Source organism: Fontibacillus phaseoli (assembly GCF_003337355.1).
Taxonomy (GTDB): domain Bacteria; phylum Bacillota; class Bacilli; order Paenibacillales; family Paenibacillaceae; genus Fontibacillus; species Fontibacillus phaseoli.
Window position 1 is genome coordinate 984,321 of sequence record NZ_QPJW01000001.1, and the last position, 23,656, is coordinate 1,007,976.

18 protein-coding genes and 5 pseudogenes are annotated in these 23,656 nt (G+C 46.5%); 16 read left to right on the plus strand and 7 right to left on the minus strand.

All coding sequences use genetic code 11. From position 1 onward, the window contains the following. Window positions 1-76: 76 nt before the first annotated feature. Together parE and gyrA are read left to right on the plus strand one after the other, a co-directional pair. Window positions 77-2,062, plus strand: a complete 1,986-nt coding sequence (gene parE, locus DFP94_RS04885; RefSeq protein WP_114495278.1) for a DNA topoisomerase IV subunit B — start codon at window positions 77-79, stop codon at window positions 2,060-2,062. 13 nt (window positions 2,063-2,075) lie between these two features. Continuing rightward, window positions 2,076-4,511, plus strand: a complete 2,436-nt coding sequence (gyrA, locus tag DFP94_RS04890) for a DNA gyrase subunit A (RefSeq protein ID WP_114495279.1) — start codon at window positions 2,076-2,078, stop codon at window positions 4,509-4,511. Window positions 4,512-4,935: 424 nt separating this feature from the next. On the opposite strand, the pseudogene DFP94_RS04895 reads toward gyrA, so the two are convergent. From DFP94_RS04895 to DFP94_RS25905, 4 genes and pseudogenes are all read right to left on the minus strand, one after another. Continuing rightward, window positions 4,936-6,177, minus strand: a pseudogene (locus DFP94_RS04895) (CynX/NimT family MFS transporter). 337 nt (window positions 6,178-6,514) lie between these two features. Then, window positions 6,515-6,679: pseudogene (locus DFP94_RS25900) on the minus strand (multidrug ABC transporter ATP-binding protein); the annotation flags it as partial. 54 nt (window positions 6,680-6,733) lie between these two features. Next, a complete protein-coding gene (locus tag DFP94_RS04905; RefSeq protein ID WP_114495280.1) occupies window positions 6,734-7,405 on the minus strand; it encodes a FadR/GntR family transcriptional regulator in 672 nt (223 codons plus the stop codon). A gap of 53 nt (window positions 7,406-7,458) precedes the next feature. Further along, on the minus strand, window positions 7,459-7,629 hold the full coding sequence (locus DFP94_RS25905; protein ID WP_245954484.1) for a helix-turn-helix domain-containing protein: 171 nt from the start codon (window positions 7,627-7,629) through the stop codon (window positions 7,459-7,461). 424 nt (window positions 7,630-8,053) lie between these two features. On the opposite strand from DFP94_RS25905, the gene DFP94_RS04920 reads away from it, so the two are divergent. The 8 genes and pseudogenes from DFP94_RS04920 (at window position 8,054) to DFP94_RS04955 (ending at window position 14,691) form a co-directional block, all read left to right on the plus strand. Then, window positions 8,054-8,575, plus strand: a complete 522-nt coding sequence (locus tag DFP94_RS04920; protein WP_114495281.1) for a MarR family transcriptional regulator — start codon at window positions 8,054-8,056, stop codon at window positions 8,573-8,575. Continuing rightward, a complete protein-coding gene (sufC, locus tag DFP94_RS04925) occupies window positions 8,556-9,335 on the plus strand; it encodes a Fe-S cluster assembly ATPase SufC (protein WP_114495282.1) in 780 nt (259 codons plus the stop codon). The genes DFP94_RS04920 and sufC overlap by 20 nt, the downstream gene beginning before the upstream one ends. A gap of 23 nt (window positions 9,336-9,358) precedes the next feature. After that, on the plus strand, window positions 9,359-10,666 hold the full coding sequence (gene sufD, locus DFP94_RS04930; protein WP_114495283.1) for a Fe-S cluster assembly protein SufD: 1,308 nt from the start codon (window positions 9,359-9,361) through the stop codon (window positions 10,664-10,666). A 53-nt stretch (window positions 10,667-10,719) separates the two neighbouring features. Then, window positions 10,720-12,117: a Fe-S cluster assembly protein SufB gene (gene sufB, locus DFP94_RS04935; RefSeq protein WP_114495284.1), complete on the plus strand. Its 1,398-nt coding sequence runs from the start codon at window positions 10,720-10,722 to the stop codon at window positions 12,115-12,117. 57 nt (window positions 12,118-12,174) lie between these two features. Continuing rightward, the gene (locus DFP94_RS04940; RefSeq protein WP_114495285.1) at window positions 12,175-12,399 is read left to right on the plus strand and encodes a hypothetical protein; all 225 of its coding nucleotides are present in this window, start codon (window positions 12,175-12,177) and stop codon (window positions 12,397-12,399) included. Window positions 12,400-12,437: 38 nt separating this feature from the next. Then, entirely contained in the window at window positions 12,438-12,677 is a 240-nt protein-coding gene (locus DFP94_RS04945; RefSeq protein WP_114495286.1) for a NifU family protein, read from the plus strand. A 734-nt stretch (window positions 12,678-13,411) separates the two neighbouring features. Then, window positions 13,412-14,350 (plus strand): annotated as a pseudogene (locus DFP94_RS04950) (VanZ family protein). Between the two features lie 68 nt (window positions 14,351-14,418). Next, a complete protein-coding gene (locus tag DFP94_RS04955) occupies window positions 14,419-14,691 on the plus strand; it encodes a type 2 periplasmic-binding domain-containing protein (RefSeq protein ID WP_114495287.1) in 273 nt (90 codons plus the stop codon). A gap of 23 nt (window positions 14,692-14,714) precedes the next feature. On the opposite strand, the gene DFP94_RS04960 is transcribed toward DFP94_RS04955, so the two are convergent. Further along, a complete protein-coding gene (locus tag DFP94_RS04960; protein WP_114495288.1) occupies window positions 14,715-16,028 on the minus strand; it encodes a transcriptional regulator in 1,314 nt (437 codons plus the stop codon). Window positions 16,029-16,252: 224 nt separating this feature from the next. Here DFP94_RS04960 and DFP94_RS04965 point away from each other — a divergent pair, with 224 nt between their 5' ends. The 5 genes and pseudogenes from DFP94_RS04965 to DFP94_RS04985 all read left to right on the plus strand — a co-directional run bounded on the left by DFP94_RS04965 (window position 16,253) and on the right by DFP94_RS04985 (window position 21,980). Continuing rightward, window positions 16,253-17,479 carry a M20 metallopeptidase family protein gene (locus DFP94_RS04965; RefSeq protein ID WP_114495786.1) on the plus strand — a complete coding sequence of 409 codons (1,227 nt, stop codon included), beginning with the start codon at window positions 16,253-16,255 and terminating at the stop codon, window positions 17,477-17,479. A 33-nt stretch (window positions 17,480-17,512) separates the two neighbouring features. Further along, a complete protein-coding gene (locus DFP94_RS04970) occupies window positions 17,513-18,352 on the plus strand; it encodes an enoyl-CoA hydratase/isomerase family protein (protein WP_014278044.1) in 840 nt (279 codons plus the stop codon). Window positions 18,353-18,413: 61 nt separating this feature from the next. Beyond that, window positions 18,414-19,178, plus strand: a complete 765-nt coding sequence (locus tag DFP94_RS04975) for an enoyl-CoA hydratase/isomerase family protein (protein WP_245954486.1) — start codon at window positions 18,414-18,416, stop codon at window positions 19,176-19,178. Between the two features lie 22 nt (window positions 19,179-19,200). Beyond that, window positions 19,201-20,409: an L-serine ammonia-lyase, iron-sulfur-dependent, subunit alpha gene (locus tag DFP94_RS04980; protein ID WP_114495290.1), complete on the plus strand. Its 1,209-nt coding sequence runs from the start codon at window positions 19,201-19,203 to the stop codon at window positions 20,407-20,409. A 672-nt stretch (window positions 20,410-21,081) separates the two neighbouring features. Continuing rightward, window positions 21,082-21,980: pseudogene (locus DFP94_RS04985) on the plus strand (VanZ family protein). Between the two features lie 151 nt (window positions 21,981-22,131). Here DFP94_RS04985 and DFP94_RS04990 read toward each other — a convergent pair. Beyond that, a pseudogene (locus tag DFP94_RS04990) lies at window positions 22,132-22,419 on the minus strand (transposase); the annotation flags it as partial. A 143-nt stretch (window positions 22,420-22,562) separates the two neighbouring features. Here DFP94_RS04990 and DFP94_RS04995 point away from each other — a divergent pair. Continuing rightward, window positions 22,563-22,793, plus strand: a complete 231-nt coding sequence (locus tag DFP94_RS04995) for a hypothetical protein (protein WP_114495292.1) — start codon at window positions 22,563-22,565, stop codon at window positions 22,791-22,793. A gap of 184 nt (window positions 22,794-22,977) precedes the next feature. On the opposite strand, the gene DFP94_RS05000 is transcribed toward DFP94_RS04995, so the two are convergent. Next, window positions 22,978-23,643 carry a TetR/AcrR family transcriptional regulator gene (locus DFP94_RS05000; RefSeq protein ID WP_114495293.1) on the minus strand — a complete coding sequence of 222 codons (666 nt, stop codon included), beginning with the start codon at window positions 23,641-23,643 and terminating at the stop codon, window positions 22,978-22,980. Between the last annotated feature and the right edge of the window lie 13 nt (window positions 23,644-23,656).

Sequence of the window (23,656 nt, forward strand, 5' to 3'; positions counted from 1 at the left end):
ACATATAGTGCGTGTTCATAACGTATTGAACAACATCTAGGTGAACTACCTAATGAAGCTAAAAGGGGGAGCATGAATGGCCGAACAAATCGATTTGTTCGAAGACGCCTCAGGAGGCACGCCTGGCCGTGCGGCTTCGGGATACGACGCGGACGACATTCAGGTGCTCGAAGGGCTTGTCGCGGTACGTAAACGACCAGGTATGTATATCGGCAGTACGAGTTCGTCGGGACTTCATCATCTTGTATGGGAGATTGTGGATAATTCCGTCGACGAGCATTTGGCGAAATTTTGTTCTAAAATCGACATTACGCTGAATAAGGACGGTTCTGTTACCGTATACGATAATGGCCGCGGCATACCGACCGGGATGCATAAGACAGGCATTCCTACACCGCAAGTGGTTTATACGATTTTGCACGCAGGCGGAAAATTCGGCGGTTCGGGATATAAAAAATCCGGCGGCCTGCACGGCGTCGGCGCATCGGTTACGAATGCGCTGTCCGAGTGGCTGGAAGTCGAAATTTACCGTGAAGGCAAAATCCATCGCATGCGGTTCGAGTATTGGATGGACAAGCAAGGGATCGAGCATGTCGGTGAGCCGGTGACGGGCCTGGAGATTCTGGGGAATACGAACCGGACGGGAACCAAGGTCACGTTTAAGCCGGACATCCGGGTGTTTGTTAATGGAATCGGATTAAATTACGATACGCTCGCGGAACGTTTACAGGAGATCGCTTTTCTGAATTCGGGCCTGAAAGTGACCTTGAAGGATGAGCGCTCGGATCGTTCCGACGAGTTTTTTTACGAGGGCGGCGCCAGCCAGTTTGTTCAGTTTCTGAACGACGGGAAAGATGTGCTGCATGACGTGGTTCATTTTTATGCCGAGCGGGATGAGATTGAAGTGGAAGTAGCCATGCAATATAATGCGGGTTATACGGAAACGCTGGCTTCCTTCGTCAACTCCATACCTACGCGTGGGGGGGGGACTCATGAAACGGGCTTTAAAACAGCCTACACACGGGTAATGAACGACTATGCGCGCAAAAATGCATTTCTGAAGGAAAAGGACAAAAACCTCGAAGGCAACGATTTGCGGGAAGGCATGATGGCGGTAATCAGCGTCAAAATGTCCGAAGTGGAATTCGTCGGCCAGACCAAAGATCAACTCGGCAGCGCATCGGCTCGGAGCGCCGTGGACGCGGTTGTGGCGGAGAAAATGGCCTTGTTCCTGGAGGAAAATCCGCAGGTGGCGCAGACGCTGATCAAGAAAGCGATCCAGGCTTCGCGCGCCAGGGAAGCGGCCCGTAAGGCGCGGGATGAAATGCGCACCGGCAAGAAGCGGAGCGAAAGCTCCAATCTTGGCGGCAAGCTGACTCCGGCGCAGTCGAAGGACTTTACGCGCAACGAGCTGTTCATCGTCGAAGGGGATTCCGCCGGCGGCTCTGCCAAACAGGGCCGTGACTCCAAGATTCAGGCGATATTGCCGTTGAAAGGCAAGCCGATGAATCCGGAGAAGGCAAAGCTGGCCGATATTTTGAAAAACGACGAATATCGGGCGATCATTTCGGCGATCGGTGCGGGTATCGGACCGGAATTTGCCGTGGAAGACAGCAATTATTCCAAGATCATTATCATGACCGACGCCGATACGGACGGAGCGCACATTCAAGTGCTGCTGCTGACGTTCTTTTACCGCTATATGAAGCCGCTGATCGATGCGGGGAAGGTTTATATCGCCCAGCCGCCTCTTTACAAAATTACCCGCAGGTCCGGAAAACTGGAGACGGTGCGGTATGCGTGGAGCGATGAGCAGCTTCAAAATTACCTGAAGGAATTCGGCAAAAATTTCGAGCTTCAGCGCTACAAAGGGCTTGGGGAAATGAACCCGGAGCAGCTGTGGGAAACAACGATGAATCCGGAAACCCGCACGATGCTCCAGGTGCAGATCGAAGATGCCGCCAAGGCGGAACGCCGCGTCTCCACGCTGATGGGGGACAAGGTCGATCCGCGGAAACGCTGGATTGTGGAGAATGTGGATTTCACGGAGTATGAGGAATAGAAGGTGACTTGATTTGAGTTCATTGGAGAATTTTTTGCCAGCCTTTCTCGAAGAAGTCGTAGGCGACCGTTTCGGCCGGTATTCCAAATATATTATTCAGGATCGGGCCATTCCTGACGTTAGAGACGGTTTAAAGCCGGTGCAACGGCGTATTTTGTATGCGATGTACGATTCGGGAAATACCCCGGACAAGCCTTACCGCAAATCGGCCAAAACGGTCGGGGACGTCATGGGGAATTATCACCCCCATGGCGACTCTTCGATCTACGAGGGCATGGTCCGGATGGCGCAGCCATGGAAGATGGGGCATGTTCTCGTGGACGGCCACGGCAACTGGGGTTCCCAGGACGATGACCCGGCCGCTGCCATGCGGTATACGGAGGCACGCCTTTCGCCGATTGCGTTGGAACTGCTTCGTGATATCGAGAAACGTACGGTTCCGTTCAAGGACAACTTCGATAACACGGCGATGGAGCCGGTTGTTCTGCCTGCACGTTTTCCGAACCTGCTCGTCAACGGGGTGAGCGGGATTTCCGCCGGTTTTGCGACGGAAATTCCGCCGCATAATTTGCGCGAGGTCATTGATGCCTGCATCGCGGTTATGGAGAAGCCGGAGCTTTCCTTGGAAGAAATCCGCGCCTATGTGAAGGGACCGGATTTTCCGACCGGCGGTATCATTATGGGTGAGGAAGGAATCCGTGACGCCTACGAGACCGGAAAAGGCAGGATTTATCTCCGGTCCAAAACGGAGATCGATAATATGCGGGGCGGCAAACAACAGATTGTCATTACGGAGATCCCTTATCAGGTCGTCAAATCCCGGCTCGTTACGGCTATGGAAAATATCCGGCTGGAGAAGAAAGTGGACGGGATTGCCGAGGTCCGCGACGAAAGCGGACGTAACGGCTTGCGGATTGTGGTCGAACTAAAAAAGGAAGCGGATGCCCAAGGGATTCTCGCTTACTTGCTAAAGAAAACCGATTTGCAAGTGACTTATAACTTCAATATGGTTGCGATCGTCAACAAGGCGCCGCGCCAGCTTGGCCTCAAGGCGATGCTGGATGCTTATATCGCCCACCAGCGTGAAGTGGTCACCTTCCGCACCCAGTACGAGCTGGAGAAGCTGGAAGACCGTGCCCATGTACTGGAAGGCCTGGTTAAGGCTTTGAATATTCTGGACGAGGTCATTGCCGCAATCAAGGCGTCGAAAAATCGCCAGGATGCGCAGAACAACCTGCAGTGGATGTTCGGATTTACAGAGCGTCAAGCGGATTCCATCCTGACGCTGCAGTTGTACCGTTTGACTAACCTGGAGATTACGTCCCTGCAGAAAGAGCTGGACGACATCCAGAAAAAAATCGCCACCCTGCGTGGCATCCTGGAAAGCGACAAGAAATTGATTGCGCTGATCAAAAAGGAACTGATCGAAATCCGGGACAAGTACGGCATCGACCGGCGCTCGGAGATTCAGGGCGAAGTCGAGGAACTGAAGGTCAACCTGGAAGTCCTAGTGGCCCAGGAGGACGTGCTCGTCACGCTCTCCCACGAAGGGTATATCAAACGGACCAGCATGCTTTCCTTTACGCGCTCCGGCGGGGAACGGGAAGGATCGGGGGTGAAGGAAGGCGATTATATCAAGCATGTGCTTGATGTGGATACGCTGCAAAACATCCTAATCTTCACCCGGCGCGGCCAATATTTCCTGTTGCCGGTCCATCAGATTCCGGAATTCAAGTGGAAGGATAACGGCACCGCCATCGTCAACGTCATTCCGATGGCCAAGGAGGACCGGATTGTCAGTGCGATTCCGCTGAAGAGCTTTGACGATCCAGAGGTAAGCCTGGTATTCGTAACAAAACGCGGCCAAGTGAAGCGTACTGAATTGAAAGAGTACGAGACGAAACGGTCGGGCGCGGTTGCCGCTTGCAAAGTTGCTGACGGAGATGAAATCATCAGCGTTACCGTCAGCCATAACAGCCGCGAAATTTTGCTGTTGACGAAGCAAGGGATGGCAATCCGGTTTGCCGAGAACGAAGTCAACGCCATGGGCCGCGTATCGGCGGGCGTGCGAGGCATCGTATTGAAAGAGGAAGACGATGTCATAAGCGCTATGTGGGTAGAGGGCGAAGAAGGCGAAGTGCTCGTCGTATCGGATTTGGGTTACGGCAAGCGGACGCTGCTGCTGGACTATCCGGTGCAAAGCCGCGGCGGTAAAGGCGTTCAGTCGTTTGAATTCAAGGAAGGCAAACGCGTCAAACCAAACGGCAGCATTTTGGCCGGCGGTTTCCATTGCAAGGAACCGCTCTCGCTGCTGGCGGTAACAAAAGAAGGCGGAATGCATCATTTCAACTCGGAGGATGCGCCGCTTGCCGAGCGGAAATCGATCGGCAAACAGGTCGCTCCTGTGGACAAGAAAGATGGAATCGTTGATCTGCTGATTCGAAGTTGAAATGATAAAGCTTCACGGAATCGTTCCGTGAAGCTTTTTTGTTTTGCGGCTTTAGCCGAATAAATAATTTATTATCTATCGACAAGATTGCTTTTATATATTAGGCTAGTGTTGTTTGGAAAAATGAACCAAAAGGGGGATGGCAGATGAAAAAAGGATTATGGTTAGGGTCCTTTATATTCATTTTTTTATTGTCGAGTATGAGCGTATCCGCCCACCCGGGAAGAACGGACTCAAAAGGCGGCCATTATCTCTCTAATTTGTCTGAGCTCGCTTTCTGCAAGTGATGCTAAGGCCGCGGCGAAGCCTTCTTACTTGGCTCGAAGCTGGCGCAGCACAAGCACACCAAAGTGCGTGCCTGTATACTTGTCTTTCATGTTAGAATAAATGTGAATCTTGTGTTTAAGTCTTTTATATCATGGACTTACTTCGCAGAACCAACAAATTGATTTCTAGCCGCACCTAGACCAACGATACCGAGTAGAGCAGAGGCGCCAACCAATATCAGGAGTGGAACGCTCCAACTATGACTGGCATCATGCAAGTATCCAATCAGCGCTGGGCCAATTGCTGCTAGTAGATATCCGATGGATTGGGCCATGCCCGATAATTCAGCCGCCTGATGGGCATTTTGGGTACGCAAGCCGAAAAACATCATGGACAAGCCAAAGGCAAAGCCCACTCCAATTCCAAGAATAATAACCCAAAACAGAACTAGATGGATACTGCTATAGAGAAGTCCAAGTGTTCCGATCAAAAGTAGAATTGTTGTAATAACCACTAACAACCGTTGGCTAGACATGCGACCTGCCATAACTGGAACGATAAATGCAAAGGGGAGCGAAGCCATAATCAGAACCGAGAGAAACCAGCCGGATTGACTTGAACTAATGCCTTGATCTTTTAGTATTTCAGGCAGCCATGCCACCAGCACATAAAAAATGGCCGATTGTATTCCCATAAAAAGAGTCACCTACCAAGCCAATGGAGAGCGCCATATATTGACCTGATGGTTGTAACCTGCGCTGTTGGCAACAGCGGCTGGTTTCGCTGGAGTCTTGAGTTGCGGTACCCAAAAGAGAATGGAGATGACGCTAAGTATCCCCCATATTCCCAAAGCACCTTGCCAGTTCAAGCCTGCCCCCACAGCTAAGGGAACACTAATACCGGAAGCAATCGCCCCGCATAGATTCATGGAAACAGAATAAATCCCTGTCATAGTACCCATTTGCTGCGGGAATTCCCGTTTAATCAGGCTAGGTAGTAATACATTACATATGGTAATAGCAAACCCCAGAACTGCAGTTCCAACATACAAGGTCACTGCTCCGGATAACGAGCGAACAGCAATACCGATGACCAAAAAAATAAGGGAAATCAGGATAATACGTTCTACACCATATTTACGTCCTAATTTTGGTACAAAAGGTGATAACAATGCAAATGCAATTAGTGGAACTGTGGTAATCAGGCCTGCTAAGGTATTCGAAATATGCACGTTTTCTCGAATAAGACTGACTAATGGTCCCACCGATGTGAGGGGAGCACGCAAATTCGCTGCGATAAAAATAATTCCTACGATCATGAACCAGAGTGTCGCTTGCTTGCGAATGCCGGTACTGGATATTCCATCCTGTTTTTTTAACAATTGTTCTGGTGAACTCATAAGGGATTCTCCTACGTTTTAAGTTAATTAATCGTCAATTTCATCCATGTGGAGGAAGTACCCTTAAGAGGGAATGTATTGTACATCACCAAACTGTGGGTGATAAAACGACTGTAATGTCCAACTGCGGCAAGTAATGTTTCTGTTTTCCTTGTTCTTCAATGCTATATGCGGTACGACTACAATTTGATCTGCTCTCTTTATGGTTGAGGAACAACCGTAAATAGCCAGTCGCTGTTTTTGTCCCCCGGACAATCTACCCCACGTTCTCCGATCACTAAATTGCATGGATAAAGGCCTCTAGTTAAGCCCGGTGAGCGGATTCCTAGATCTTGTCATAAGCGATATTCTCACGGATGCTTCCCGAAAATAAATAGACATCCTGTTGGACAATCCCGATATTGCTCTGAAGGCAGGGGAGGGTAATATCGGTGATGTTCATTTCATCAATTCGTATGTTGCCTTGTGTAACTTCATAAAAGCGTAGCAGCATGTTGATAAGCTTCAAACCTGTTTTTCATGGGACTAGTCGTGTCCGTGCACTTGAAGGCTTCATTTAGCACAGTTTTGCACGGGCCTTTTCAATGTATAAACGAACAGCCTCCTCGGCTTGGTGGCAATCCTGATTGGCAATGGCTTGATAAAGCAGGTCATGAGAGTCGAGATAAAAAGCCGCATTTTTGAAGTCCTTCGTTTCCAAAACCATGTTTTGCAGCGCCTCGGAAATATGATTGTACAAATTCGCCATCAATTGGTTATGTGAAGCAGCAATCACCATTTTGTGAAACTCGACATCCCAGTGAGCATAAGCTTTGAGATCCTGCTGGCTGGCTGCTTGTCTGCACTGGTCCAAGCATGTCCGAATCGCCTCCAAATCTTCTTCGCCTCTCCTGAGCGTAGCCAGGGCAGCAGCCTCTCTTTCCAATGCATATCGGACCTCCAGGCTCTCAAGCTTATCGGTATGCTGAATCACTTTTTTAATCACTGACCCCAAAACACTTGAGGAGCAGACATAGGTCCCATCCCCTTGTCTGGTCTTCAGCAGACCCGCATACGTTAAAGCCCGAATAGCTTCCCTCAAGGTATTACGGCTGACTTGAAGCTGTTCCATTAGCTCGGGCTCTGGAGGAATACGCATCCCTACTTGCCATTCGCTGTTTTCGATCTTCTCCTGGATCTGGTAGGCCACCTGTTCCACCAAGGTTAAACGTTGAGTCTGAGTTAACAACAGCATCACTCCTTTGCAAAACGTAGGATGTTTGGTATTTCGGTGTTATTATATCAGATTGACTTTGACTTGGAAAGATGAAATTGATAATGATTATCATTGAGTTTTTTCAGAGAATCCAGTTGAAAGGTAGAAATAACTGGCTCATAACGAGAGATCAACGTGGCTTCTGCCCCTTTGTCACCATTCTGCGCTAAATGGAGCAGAGTAGAAGTACTATTCATGTTTATCCTCCTTTTATAATCCAATTGCAAAATATCAGCGTTGTATGATAAAGCGGGAGGACTGCGACAAGTAAACGAGCCTTTACTTCTCCATAATGCTTTTAAGCTTCATCAGAACGTTTGATTTCATTTTGGAAACAGCTTGTCTGCTGTTCCTAAAAGTTGAGCAATTTCCTTGTCTGTTTTATCTTCGTAATACTTAAGGTACATATGTCTTTGTTCTTTTGACGTTAGATACGATATTTCAGAAATTTGAGAAAAAAGCGTCTCCAGAATTGCTTCACACTGAACATAATTGATATTGATTATCAATATCAATTATGTTAATATTATTTTGTTTACATGTGAACAAAAAAAGAAAAACAATCTATTGCTGATACTGAACTTGGTCTGCAACTACTACAAGAGAGGGGAGATTGCGAAATTGGAGTTTCAAAATGATTTTAAAGGTCATCTTTACGAGCAATATATTAAAATGCTGCATCTGAATGAGTTGTATACGGAGCATGAAATTAACATGTTTCGGCAACAAGCCAGAAAGCACCAGATTGACATGCTCTCTAACAATATTACCAGTGTCCACGTTATCGATTGCATTGGTGATTATGAGCCTATAAATCATACCGGAATTGTAAGGGAAATGGATTTATCCAAAGCAAGCATTACTAATATTTGTTCAAGGCTGCTGGAAACGGGCTTTATTAGGAAAAGTCAGCTGAACAACAATCGTAAGGAGATTTACTTTAGCTTAACGGATAAGGGGAGACACGTTTATCGTTTGCATAAAGAGCTGCACAAAGAAAAAGAAGAAAGGTTTTACCAATTCATTGAGTCCTATTCAGAGGCTGAGCTGCAGACTATTGGAAAATTTATGAGTGATTTGGTGGCGCGTGCCGAAGAATACTCCGAAGGGAAGTTTACGATAAATGACGACATTAAAGATTGAGGAATTAAGATCCAAGATTGAAGGGAAAGAAATATTAAAAGGGCTCACACTGGAGATTCATGGTGGAGAGATTCATGCGATTATGGGGCCTAATGGGACAGGGAAAAGTACGTTGGCTTCAGCTTTAATGGGCCATCCCAAATATGAGGTTACCGGCGGCAAGGTGACATTGGACAATGAAGACCTTCTGGAGATGGAGGTGGATGAGCGTGCCCAGGCAGGCTTGTTCCTCGCTATGCAATACCCAAGTGAAATTGCCGGCGTGACCAACTCGGACTTTCTCAGAAGTGCCATCAATGCACGGCGTGAAGAAGGCGATGAGATATCCTTAATCCGTTTTATCCGTAAAATGGAGAGCAAAATGAAGGGGCTGGAGATGAACCCGGAATTTGCGCATCGTTATTTGAATGAGGGATTCTCCGGCGGTGAAAAAAAGCGGAATGAGATTTTGCAAATGATGCTACTTGAACCCAAGTTTGTGATCCTGGATGAAGTGGATTCCGGACTTGATATTGATGCACTGCGTATTGTGGCCAATGGCGTAAATGAAATGCGCAGCCCGGATAGAGGCTTTTTAATCATCACCCATTATCAACGACTGTTGAATTATATTACCCCGGATTTTGTGCATGTCATGATGCAAGGCCGGATAGTTAAATCTGGCGGTCCGGAGCTTGCCCACCGTTTGGAGGCCGAAGGGTACGATTGGGTGAAAGAGGAGCTTGGGATTGCGGATGAGAAGGTAGGCGAGGAAGTTTAAAAGCGGGAGAGGAGGAAACGCAAGTGGGTATACAGACGAGAATTTCAATGAATGCGAACGCTTTACGCGCTTGGTCAAGTGCTATGGGTGAGCCTCATTGGCTGCTTGAACGCCGGATTCAGGCACTTGAGCTGGCAGGAGCGCTGGAGCTGCCTAAAGTGGAGAAAACCAAACTTGAGAAATGGGATATCTACGAAACCGGAGATTACAAAGCGGAGCATCCGTGGTCAGGTTTGGAAGATGCGCCGGAGGTTGTTCGAGGTTTGGTTGCTTCTCCAGTGAATGGAGGACTAATCGTTCAGTTCAATTCGGATGTAGTGTATACGAAATTGTCCGAGAGCTTAGCCGCCCAGGGAGTAATTTTAACGGACCTGCATACTGCGGCAAAAGAGCATGAGGAGTTGGTTCAGCGTTATCTCTATCAGGCAGTGAAGCCGGAAGAGCACAGATTGTCTGCTGTGCACAGTGCCTTATGGAGTGGTGGCGTTTTTCTATATGTCCCAGATGGTATAGAGGTTGAAGTTCCCATTCAAGCGATCTTTTATAGCGATACGAGCGGGGCGCTTTTTGCTCCTCACATCTTGATTGTGACTGGTAACAACAGCAAGATCAGCTATGTGGATCATTGTATATCGAGAAGAGATGATATCAAGGTTTTGCATAATGGTGTGGTAGAGGTGTTTGCAGGGGCAGGCTCCAAGGTGCAGGTCGCTTCTGTTCATCAGCTTGCTGCAGCAACAACGGACTTCACCCAGCGGCGTGCGATTGTGCTTGCGGATGGCGGTGTAGAATGGATTGTCGGTGAGATGAATAATGGCTATACCGCCAGTGATACCAAGACAATACTCCAGGGCAACGGGTCCGTCTCTGACGCTAAGGTGATTGCGATAGGCTCTGGGGACCAGAAATTGAGTTATACTACGCAAGCCCAGCATTTTGGCAGAAGCTCGGTGAGCCAAATGATCACACGCGCAGTAATGCGTGAAGAAGCTACGGCCATTATCAACGGGATTACAAAAATTGAAAAAGGTGCAACCCATTGTGATGGTCAGCAAACAGAACGTGTATTGATGTTAAGTCCAAATGCGCGCGGTGATGCCAATCCGATCCTGCTGATAGATGAGGATGATGTAACCGCCGGTCATGCTGCATCCGTGGGGCAAGTAAATGCGGAACAAATCTATTATCTGATGTCGCGCGGGATCTCACGGAGTGAAGCCGAATATCTTGTTATTTTCGGATTCCTCGCTCCTGTCATTTCGGAGATCCCGCTGGAGGGAGTGCGTAGCCGCCTGCAGGATGTAGTGGAGAAAAAACTTGGCAGATCATAGGGAATCAGAGCCAATCAAATTGAGTCTTATGGAGTTTAAAAGGAGCGATAACAATGGCTAAAAAAGCGCCGGACATGGGTGAATATAAATATGGGTTTCGCGATGAGCACCAGTCTATTTTTCAATCTGGAAAAGGTCTGACTGAAGAGATTGTCCGAGAAATTTCCCGGATCAAGGAAGAGCCGGAGTGGATGCTCGATTTTCGGCTGAAAGCTTTGAAGCAATTCTACAAAATGCCGATGCCTCAATGGGGAGCGGATTTGTCCGGACTAAATCTTGATAACATCCAATATTACGTTCGCCCTTCCGAAAAACAGGGAAAGACCTGGGAGGAAGTTCCCTCCGAGATTAAAGCAACCTTTGACAAGCTGGGGATTCCTGAAGCGGAGCAAAAGTTTCTGGCAGGCGTATCCGCTCAATACGAGTCGGAAGTAGTCTATCACAGTATGCGGAAGGAACTGGAGGATCAGGGCGTTGTTTTCCTTGATACGGATACTGCTTTAAAGCAATATCCTGAAGTGTTCAAGCAACATTTTGGAACGATCATCCCTCCCGCTGACAATAAATTTGCGGCGCTTAACAGTGCGGTTTGGTCAGGCGGCAGCTTTGTATACATTCCGAGGGGCGTTCAATGTGAGGTTCCTATACAAGGGTATTTTCGTATTAATTCTGAAAATATGGGACAATTCGAGCGGACATTAATTATTGCCGAAGAGGGTAGCTTTGTCCATTATGTTGAAGGATGTACAGCACCTATTTATAGTACCAGTTCTCTGCATAGCGGAGTTATTGAAATTATTTGCCGGAAAGATTCCCGTGTCCGATACACGACAATCCAGAATTGGGCTCCTAATATCTACAACTTGGTAACCCAAAGGGCTGTGGCAGAGGAAAATGCCACAATGGAATGGGTGGACGGCAACATCGGCTCCAAGGTAACCATGAAGTATCCGGCTGTAATATTGAAAGGAAGGGGAGCCAAGGGGTCCATCCTGTCTATTGCCGTAGCCGGTAAAGATCAGCATCAAGATGCCGGCGCGAAAGTAATTCACCTTGCTCCCGAGACAACATCTACGATTATATCCAAATCTATCAGCAAGCAGGGTGGCAAAGTAAACTACCGGGGATTGTCAAGCTTCAGCCGCGATTCCGCAGGATCCAAGTCCAATATTAAGTGTGATACGTTAATTTTGGACAATCTCTCAACATCAGATACGATTCCGTACAATGAAATTAAAAACGATCAGATTACTTTGGAGCACGAAGCAACAGTATCCAAAGTGTCCGAGGAGCAATTATTTTACTTAATGAGCCGCGGGCTTACAGAACAAGATGCCACACAAATGATTGTAATGGGCTTTATTGAGCCGTTTACCAAAGAACTGCCGATGGAATATGCCGTTGAAATGAATCGGCTGATTCAATTTGAAATGGAAGGAAGCATCGGTTGATTTATTAATTTAATCAATCAAGCGTTTTACTTTTTAGGAGGCATGGGGTGTATTTTAATGAAGAAAAATAACTCAGACATCTCAGAATTAGAGCAAATTACTCGAGAGAAAAAGAAAATTCAGTTCTATCTTAATATGCTCTTAGGACTGAGTGCAAGTTGTGGTGTGATGATACCTACAGATCCAATTTATACGATTTTAATGGAACTTTCAGATCAAGAGGCCTCTCTAATAAAAAAGTCAAAGGATCAATCAGAACATCCAGAACGAAACAGGGCCTGAATTGACTATTGTTAAAATAATGAGAGGAGGGTGGCATAATGGAGGACAAGAGAATTTTATTCGATGAAGTATCGGAAGTGCTTCTCAAACTACGTCCTTTCTTACTGCGTGACGGTGGAGATGCTGAACTGGTCGAGGTTGAGAACGGTACAGCCAAATTAAGATTTTTGGGAGCTTGCAATGGTTGCCCAAGTGCTACGATTACGTTAAAGGCTGCTATTGAGCGCGCAATTCTTGAAGAGATTGAAGAGATTAAAGAAGTTGTACAAGTATTCTGAATTTATTTAGGTAAAAGACACTAAATGTATCCTCAAATGTACGCATACTGTGTGTCTGAGGCATCTTGAGAGAGCTGTCAACACTCATTCGCTCGTACTCACCATAGAGAAAGGAGCACACTTGAAGTGAATAATATGAAGGTATAAAAGATCAAGAAGCAGTCAAAGTTATGGCTTCTTATAAATGGGAATATGGAATGAGAAAGGCAACTATATATAGAATAAAATGATAATATTTAGCTAAAATTAAATATTTTGAAAAATGCAAAGCCATATGAAGTGTACTCCATATGGCTTTGCAAATAATTAGTTGTAAAGATAAAAATCAATGCAACTAACTGCCAGTATAAAAGTAATTGTCAACTGTTGCTTGCAATCTTCATGAATGATTTCATTTTTGCGTATTTATTGATAACTGGCTCATAATGGGTAATCAACTTGGTTATACGAAGGTGCTTGAGAATATGACGGGTGAGAATTGGTTTGAGAGTACTACGCTGTTACATATGTATAATATAGCGTAGGTATGCAGACTCCGGGGTATGAATACTTCGGCGACGGGATATCCACACCTCCTTTTGGCGAAGGGCCTGTGAAGCCGGTTTCAATGCGGTATAGTTGCTGGTGGCGGTAAGTTCATTAAACTCACTTTTCTGTTAATGGTGATTGTAGTAAATTGAAAAATTAACAAGACCAGTTTTTCCGAACGTAAGGTCTCAATAGAGGAGTTAACAATGACAAAAGAACGTAAAATTTTTTTTACCATAACCATACTCTATACACTTTTAATTCTTTATTTTATGTTTTCCGCCTTTAATAGAATGGATGCCTTAGACTAAACAACGGGCTATACCTTTATTTTTTTGCCGGACAATTCCTTTAATTTGCCAACAATATCTGACCTTCTGCATCCTCCCCTCATGGATTTGGTGGGCTTCGGAAACCTTATAGCCTTTATCCCTTTCGGTATATTCATCCCATTGTTATATCGTATCTCCTTTATTCGCTTCATTACAATGTTCTTTCTGGCGATTATGGTAATGGAAACCATGCAGGCACTATCGTTTCTCGGCAGCTTCGACATTAACGACGCCCTTCTGAATTCATTAGGCGTAGCAATCGGTTTTGGGGCGTACAAGCTTGGTTTTCGTTCAAGTAATATTCGGCGCAATATTGTAATAACCTCCATTTCCTGTATGGTTCTGTTTCTAGGGGTATGGGGATTATCTGGGATTGTGGATAAAGCGTTAACCAAAGAAGAAGGTCCCTTTCTGGCGATAAACGAATTGATCGACAGTTCCGGAAATACATCAACTGGTAACAATATAAACAGCTTTAGAATAAGCCCTCAAGACATAAAACCCCGCTTTAATATATATGGCGTTGAAGGTAGGAATATGGAAACGTTCACGTATAAGTATAAAGAGCAGATGACATTGTCTTTGTATTATGGAACTCCTGAACCATCGGATTATTTGGGAAGCGTTAGGGTTTCCGTTGATGGACAAGAAGTTTTAAATAGTTCTGGAGAAGTTCAACGCCTCTATCCTGAGCTGTTCCCGGCAATGTTTAAAATTCCTATTCAAGCAGGTGGTGAACTCACGATAACTATTGAGGGGAACGAAAAAGTATGGGATGTCGGGTATAGGAAGATGCAATATCCTTGGAATTGAGTCCATTGATTAAATTCGACTTACGAGGACTTCATCATTCCCAAGGCCGATTCCGACTAGGATGTGCGATGGGTGCTGAAAAAGGCGGGCATCAGTTCTCGGCCGGGGACGGTTACGCCATTATTGCCATGGTGGAAAAAGGCCTGGGCAGCAGCATCCTCCCGGAGCTGGTCACCCGGTTCCAGCATGAGCATGTAGCCATGCTTGAGCTGGAAGAGCGCAACTTCCGTTCCCTTGGCCTCGCGGGTCAACTCGATGAAATATGCTTCACCAGCAACGCGGCGGTTTCTGCAGCATGTGCAGAGCTGGTCGTCCGGCCAGGGAGTGATTTGACCCAGTAAACATGCCTTTTTGCCAATGGTCATCATTTGCTTAATTTTCGTCCTTCGTTGTCAAGAAACAACAGCTCGTAGTATTTTTTTGGCCGCCCTTTACTGTTGTCCCGTTTTTCAAATACCGTTTGTACGTACTTACTTTCTTCAATTTTGTTAAGGATACGGTTTGCACCTCTGACGGTCATGGACAGGCACTCGGCAACATCCTCAGAGGATAATTTATTGGTTCTCATGATTTCTGCATAGGACATGATTTTTTGCAAATTGATGTTGTTGATTCCGATCCTTTTGGCTAACGCAATGATTTCCGGGTCCCCCTGTTCGGAGAACTGGATGACATTCATGCTCCGCATGGGGCCGACAACCTTCTGATTCTCGTCTATAAAAAAGCTGCAACTGCCCGTAAAGGCCTCCGCCTGTCTGTGAGCTTTGGTAGCGTTGACGTTCGCTTGAAAATATTCATGCCCCGAGCCCCACCCAATCTTCACCTTGTCGCTTATGCGCTCTTCCAGATATTCCAGCAGGGTGCAGTTATGCGCGTTAGAGGTGATCCTCATGAAATTTCCGTAGGTAGTGTACAGTCTGACAAAGCCTTCTGAAATTTGGGCCGTGTCTGCCAGATTCATGCTGTCCAGAAACCTGCCGACAAGGACTTTTAGCTCATGAAGCTGCTCTTCAGAGGGTGGCTGCTCTGTTATGGCCGATAAGCATGCAACAACTGCCCTCTGGTTCTTAAGCTTGAGGATGGTAATTTCGTTGATGATCTCGCTTATGGTCTCTTTGACGTTCTCCAAGGTGGGGCGGATTAAGATATATCTGACTCCGTGCTTTTGCAGTTCCGGGACAAAATGGCCGAACGCCGTGATGGATAGGTCTATTTTCTCATCTTCCCACAGCGTGATATGGTTCTCCAGCATGATCTCCACCCGTTTGAGCAAATCTCCGCTGTCAATGGGTTTGCCCTCATGAGTCAGGTATTGCTGGAATTCGCTGAAAGACTCGATGATATACGCATAATCCACATAGATCCGAGAGATATCCAGCCCATGTTCTGTAACCAGCAGCCGGAAAAGCTCCCTGTACAGCAGGTTCTCATCATCCTGCAAAATGTGAACAGGCACCTTGTCATCCAGGCTTTCCTTATCGATGGACTCGTAAAGCATCCTGCCGCTGATCACAAATCCATCCACCGAATCCAGGTTTTTGAGATAGATGTCTGTTGTTTCCCGGAAATTGCTGATTGTAAGAAACCGGAACTGACATAGTGGCCGCATTTCTTCTTCAATGGCGCGGAAATAGTCCATATGGGTCTCAGGCGTGATAATACCCAGCTTGATTTTCATGATAGATTCCTTTCATAAACAGTTCAATCAAAAGAGTTATATCACAATAAATGTGATATTACAATGTTCCGCCAGCCTCTGAATTAATGTTCTTAAAATGTCTTAATATCTCTTGACAAGGAATAAAAATGCAAGTACGATAAATTTGTTCTTAAAAAGTCTTAAAATACAAAGGGGGGAATGTTAACTCTGTTCTAACGTTCATTTAATTTGTGCTTTGGGAGATGTTCATTGTGTTTGAAGAAGCTGAAGACTTTTTGATTATGGCGCATCAGCTGCAGGACAAATTGGTCAAGTATCGGCATCATCTTCATACGGTTCCGGAACTTGATCTAAGTTTGCCCAGGACAACCGCATATGTAAAAGAGGCCTTGGAGTCAATGGGCCTTAAGCCCGCTCCCGTAGGAAAATCAGGCTTAATGGTTACCATTGGCGGACAGCATGAAGGGAAGGTGGTTTTGATCCGTGCGGATATGGACGGGCTGCCGATTCAAGAAGAAACGGAGCTGTCTTACGCATCGTTGAATGGAAACATGCATGCTTGCGGTCATGACATGCATACTTCCATGCTGCTGGGAGCTGCGGAGATTCTGAAGGCTAACGAAGAGCAGCTTCGCGGGACGGTTAAGCTTATGTTTCAGCCGGGTGAAGAGACGCTGCACGGGGCAAAAATGATGCTGGAGAACGGGATTCTCGATAATCCCAAGGTGGATGCAGCCATGATGCTTCACGTATTAACTGGAATGCCGCTTCCTACCGGACAATTTGTAGTTCCTGAGGAAGGTGGAGCGATATCTGCTTCTTCGGATTGGTTCGAAATTATCATCCGCGGAAGGGGCTCACATGGCGCAATGCCCGAGGCCGCAGTGGATCCCTTAAATGTGGCTGCTCATCTTCATCTGGCGTTGCAGGGTATCCTTAGCCGGGAGGTTTCGCCAATTGATAATGCAGTGCTTACCATTGGCGTGATGGAAGGCGGAAGTACAAACAACGTGATTCCCGATATGGCCAGAATGAAAGGAAGTGTACGTACCTTTAGCGCCGCATTGCGGGATAAAATGGAGACCCGTATCCGTAAAATTTCCGCAGGAATAGGAGAAACTTTTCAGGCCAAGGTGGAAGTGATCTATACGAGGGGATGTCCTGAGGTGAAAACGGACAGCGGGCTGAACCGGCAAATGAGAACGACGATTGCCAACACTTTTGGCGCGAGTTCCTTCATCGGTATAACCCAACTGGTACCCGGTGGTAAATTAATGGGATCAGAAGACTTCGCATTTGTCTCAGAGGCGGTGCCAAGTACCACAGTGTTCCTTAACGCAGGCAATATCGAGGAAGGCTATAGTTACCCTGTACACCATCCAAAGACGATGTTCTCGGATGAGGTGCTTCATAGAGGGGCTGCGGCTTACGCTGCTTTTGCCAGAGATTGGATTGAAAGTAATAGATAAGTTCTAAACCAAACTATACGAGGAGGAATTAAGATGACAGAGAGACGTATGATTGGACCGACCAAATTTGAAGAGTACTCGGAGAAATACAAGGAATTCCTGTTAATGACCCGCCGTGACGGAATCATTGAAGTGCGGCTTCACACGGACGGAGGACCGTACAAGCATTCCTGGGAAGCCCATACGGCATGGTCCCATGCCTGGTCAGATATTGGCCGCGATCCTGAGAACGAAGTTATGATTATTTCAGGGACAGGAGATAAATGGGTGATCGGGGACCCGGAGGTCTGGAATACGAAATTTATGGATTGGCCGAAGCAAAAGAAGCTCGAACAGTACCATGAATCGCTGAGACTGCTTGAGAATTTGATCTTCTGCATTGACATCCCGACCATCGGGGCGGTCAACGGTCCGGGAACGCACTGTGAACTTGCAACACTCTGCGATATTACCATTTGTACGGAAGACGCTGACTTTTTCGATCCGCATTATCTGGGAGGCACGCCTCCAGGAGATGGAATGCTGCTCACACTTCAGAGCATGATCGGTTTCAAAAAAGCAGCCTACTACGCATACACCGGCAAGAATATCAATGGTCAAACCGCCTTGGACCTGGGTATCGTTAGTGAAGTCCTGCCCCGTGAACAGCTTCTTCCCCGCGCTTGGGAGCTCGCGGAGATGATCATGCAGGCACCGCGTTCAACGAGACATCTGTCTCACTCCATTATCTCCCGTCCATGGAAGCAGGCTCTGGTCAGTGATCAAGGATTCCAGCTTGCCCACCAAATGTACGACATGGCTATTGATGAAGAAGGGGCGCTGGAGCGGCTGAAGAAAATGCAGGGACGCCTAATGGGCAAAGATGTTCAATAGAAAGATGACGGGACCTACACGGTTCGAAGAATACTCGGAGAAGTACAAGGACTTATTCCTCATGACCCGCCGCGGCGGCATACTCGAAGTGCGTATGCACACTCACGGTGGACCGTTACAATTCGACTGGCCGGTTCAAGCAGCTTATGGTCATGTATGGTCAGATATAGGCCGTGATCCTGAGAATGAGGTCATGATCCTTACAGGGACAGGAGAGTTGTGGCAAATAGGCAATCCTGAAGTCTGGACAACCAAATTGATGGATTGGCCGAATCGCCGGAAGCTGGAAATGTATCATGAATCGCTCAGAATGATTGAAAATATGATTCACTGCCTTGACATCCCCACGATTGGGGCGATCAATGGCACAGGCTCACATTGGCAGCTGGGGACGCTTTGTGATATTACCATTTGCGCGGAAGACACAGCGTTCTTCGATGCCCATTACCTGGGCGGTATTCCTCCTGGAGATGGAATCGTTCTGGCACTTCAAAAGATACTGGGAAGCAAGAAAGCGGCATACTATGCATACACGGGGATGAACATTACTGCCCAAGATGCATTAGAGCTCGGTCTGGTCAGTGAGGTGCTGCCTTGTGAACAGCTTCTTCCACGGGCATGGGAGCTGGCAGAAAGCATTATTCAGGCCCCCCGCTCGGTGAGACATCTTACTCATTCGATTGTGTCGCACCTGTGGAAACAAGCTCTTGCAGAGGATCAAGGTCTCCAGCTTACTCACCAATTGTATGATATGGCCATTGATGAAGAGGGAATTCATGAGCGGCTGATGAAGATCAAGGAACGTTTTCAGAGGAGTGGGCAATAGCCGGAAAGGATGTATGGGTGCTATGAGATCGTTGACTGAACTCTATAAGATTGGCAGTGGACCGTCCAGCTCCCATACCATGGGGCCGGAGAAAGCGGCCAGAATCTTCAAGTCAGAAAATGAAGATGCAGACCAATTTAAGGCGTTGATTTATGGTTCCCTTGCCAAAACAGGTAAAGGCCATATGACGGACAAAGCTATTATTAGAGCACTGTCACCCGTTAGGGCGGAGGTTCAATTTGTTCCGCAGGCAGATTTTGTTCTGCCCCATCCCAATACCATGGACTTGTTCGCTTACAAAGGCGGGCGGCAAACCGCATCCATGCGTGCTGTCAGTATCGGCGGCGGGGATATCGTGATTGAGGGGCGGGAGGAAACGCATGGGCCTGATGTTTACCCGGAGAACAGCTTTGCAGAGATCAGTACCTTTTGTAAAGCGAATCATATCCGGCTAAGCGATTACGTCGAGCAGCGTGAAGGCAAACAGATCTGGGAATTCCTCCAAGGAATCTGGGAAGCGATGAAGTATTCGATCGACGAAGGGCTGTCCGTAACAGGTATTCTGGAAGGCGGTCTTAATGTCGAACGCAAGGCGAAATATCTCTATCATCAGGGGCATGTGGATGAGAGCCCGGAGACACGGGAGAACCGGATCGTCAGCGCATACGCTTTCGCCGTCAACGAACAGAATGCCGCTGCCGGCACAGTCGTAACGGCCCCGACCTGCGGAGCCAGCGGTGTTGTCCCTGCCTCGCTCTGTTATATGCAGGAGAAGATGCGGGTCCCGGACGAACAGATTCTTAGGGCTCTGGCCGTCGGAGGGCTCATGGGCAATCTGGTCAAGCAGAACGCCTCCATCAGCGGCGCTCAGTGCGGCTGCCAGGCAGAGGTTGGCACGGCTTGCTCGATGGCATCAGCTGCACTGGCTGAACTGTCTGGTATGGAGATCGATCAGATTGAGTATGCGGCGGAGGTTGCCATGGAGCACCACTTGGGATTAACCTGTGATCCGATTAACGGACTGGTTCAGATTCCTTGCATTGAGCGGAATGCTGTCGGTGCGATGCGGGCGATCAATGCGCTGAGTCTGGCCAAATTCTTGTCTGGTACCCGTAAGATATCCTTTGATTTGGTTGTACAGACCATGTATGAGACAGGCCTGGATATGAACAGTAGTTACCGCGAAACTTCAGAGGGCGGGCTCGCTAAGCTCTATAAAATGGACAGCTAAATGATGCGATGATGGGGCATTAATTCCATACTTATGTAACGAGATTGAAGAACATCCCTAACTGGTGGTTGGCAGAAGGGATGTTCTTTTGTGCGATTGACACCGCATCGTGCTAACGGGTGAAAATCCCAAGTATACCGCGGATGGCTAACGTATCGGCTGCGTGTGTGAATATGGCCTTAACTATGTTCAGACAACCGACCCTGGTCTTTATAAATTTCAGAATATCTCGTTCAGTTAACCCATAGATGATGTGAAACCTAAAAAACGGATTGTCTCATGACCACCCGTTTTTTAGGTTAGGTATAGATATATAAGTTTATTGCATAGTCAGATTTTTGGTAATGACGATGCCGATAACTTTCCCATCCTTTATACTGAATTGAATCCAGTACTGATTATCTGTTGAGTGTTGAAGCTATGCATCTTTTGAGCGTATAAACTACTCATCACTTGAAGAAGGAACAGCGTCAGGGTAAGCCTCATTTATTTCCGCAGTAGTGCTTCCAATGTGAATCCCCCGAGGGCGTACTTCCTTCAAAGCCACCGATAACATTGATTTGCCAAATTGAGGTTCCAAAATCAATGGTGCCCCCATGATCCTTAAAAATCTAGTACTGCGTATCGCCTAAATTTCAGGGTATAATCTGTTGAGCCTGATCCGAGCATCTTTTGTTGACATTGTTTATTCTTTATTTTATGTTCCTCGCCTTCGGTAGAGTAGAGGCTACAGAGCACCTGCCTGGCTACACGTTTATATTTTTGCCTGAAAACATATTTAGGCTGCCTGCTCTATCTGATCTCCTGCATCCCAGTCTCATGACTTTGGTGGATTTCGGTAACACCATCGCCTTTGTCCCTTTCGGTGTATTGTTTCCATGGCTGTACCGGACCACCTTAATCCGGTTCATTACCTTATTCTTTATAGCGATTCTTGTAATGGAAACCCTTCAGGCGCTTACATTCCTCGGCAGTTTTGATATCAACGATGCCATTCAGAATACGATAGGCGCAGCCGTCGGTTTCGGAGCGTACAAACTTGGTTTCCGTTCCCGGAGCCTCTGGCGCAATCTGGGGGTAACGGCTCTTTCCGGAATGGTTCTTTTATTAGTTTTATGGGGATTATTCGGGGCATTAGACAAAGCAACAACTAAAGTTGAGGGCCCGTTTGTGGCGATCAATGTATGGATGGATAGTTCGGGCCATTCATCCACTGGAGACAAGCCGGGTAGCATCCAAATAAGCCATCAGACTATAAGGCCCCGCTATAACATGTACGGTCCTGAAGGCGGCGGTTCTAAACGTTCACGTATACATCTGAGGGGGAGACGATTTTCTCTTTTTATTACGGAATCCCTGAACCTACAGATTATTCCGGAAGTATCCAAGTTACCCTTGATGGAAGACAGATCATGACTGTCTCTGGAGAAGATCAGCGGAGTGATCCTGAACTATTCCCGTCAATTTTCAAGATTCCTCTTGAGCCTTGGAACGAGCTGAAGATCACCATTGTGGGGAACGAAAAAGTATGGGATGTCGGGCATCAGAGGATGCACTATTTTTGGAACTGAGTCAACATGATTGGCATCGGGGAACTGGTGTTTCATTGCACGACTTGCGTGTCGCTTCGCCGGACAATACTTGTTCGTTTGTTAATTGGTTGGGGTATCACGCAGGAATGGTCATCCCCCTGTCAAGTAGACAGTGCAAAAATGAAAAAGTTTAAGCTGCGACCGTTTCCCGGTATTCTACTGGGGAACGGTCGTTTAGTTTCTTTTGAAATCGGTTTTGGTTGTAGAACAATATGTATTCGCCTACTAATTGTTCGACCTCTGCTTTGTCTGCTGCCTTATTCAAGTATATTTTCTCCGTTTTCAAATGAGAGAAGAAGGACTCGATACAAGCGTTGTCTGGACAATTTTCACGCCTAGAGTGACTTCCTAGCATGCCGAGTTGTTTCAGTTTAGGGTTAAAGGGCTTTGAGGTATATTGAAATCCTTGATCCGAGTGTCAAAAGAAAATAAAGTTCTAGACTGAAAAATAAAGTGTTAGACTAAGGAAATAAAGTTGTAGACTGGGAAAATAAAGTATTAGGCTGTCAATGCTACATTTAAGCTAATTAGCAGGATAGTTCAGAAAAGGCGTGAACAGTTATGGAAAGTGTAATTGAGGAAATCATATCTCCAAGCGGGGTCTATAAAGCGCAGATAATTAAACGCTCCAAGGATGGTTTATTTACCTCACAGGTCTTCAAATGGATTGAACATGATGAAGAAATAAGCGAGATAATAGGAGAGAAGGGCTTTTGGAGTTCTCTACTCTACAAATTCATTAACAGATACAGTGGAAAGCTGTATGAAAGTTACTATCGAGAATTTAACTAATGCTTCAGCAGAGAAGATCATTATATAACGTTCAACTAACGGGAAACGTTAGCGCAGAAAACACATCATGAGGCCGCCGCAGACCAATCGGGCGACCTCATTAAGCTAACGGGCGGTTAGTGAAGAACCCCCATTAATTTAATTTGGTGGGCCTCTTATCATTGTGGTATCGCGTTAGTAAATGTTAAAAAAGGTTTTTGGTCACTTTTTGAGTTAAATGTTCTATTTTCGGCATCAACACTTCATCATCAATTGCTGTCAGCTTTTCGGGCTTAAACAACTGAATCCTCTTTAATTGAAAATAATCATATAAAACTTGTTGAACCGTGAATTGATTGGTCATCAGAAATTTAACATCGAACATCCCTCTTAGAATTTCATCCTGCTTTATTAATAGCCTGCCGTTAAGTTGATTGAAAATCCCTTTTTGTTTACCTTCCTCAAAGAAAGCCAGTATCTTCTCTTCTCGCTCCTTCATAGCTTCATTAAAGCGATCAAATAAATCCGGGTAACTGGTTTCGAGGTCCTGAAGGATAATATCCGAGAAATAAACGACTAGAGATATGGTTTGTTCAAATATTTGCAAAAAACGAGTACCGAAACTTTGAACCGAATCCAAAGGGTTGTGAGTCAGTTCCTTCATGTATTCAATAAAACCATCTACGATGAACTCGACAATTTCTTCCTTGGTTGAGAAATACTTATATAAAGTCGCTCGGCTTATTTCCATTACTCTAGAAATTTCGTCCATCCGAACGGATTGAAGGCCATTTTTTCGTAAATAAGGAAGCAGCTTATTCATAAGCTTAGCTCGTGTTTCGTTTTTTTTATCTGATATCTGGCTATTCACATAAAGCCCCCCT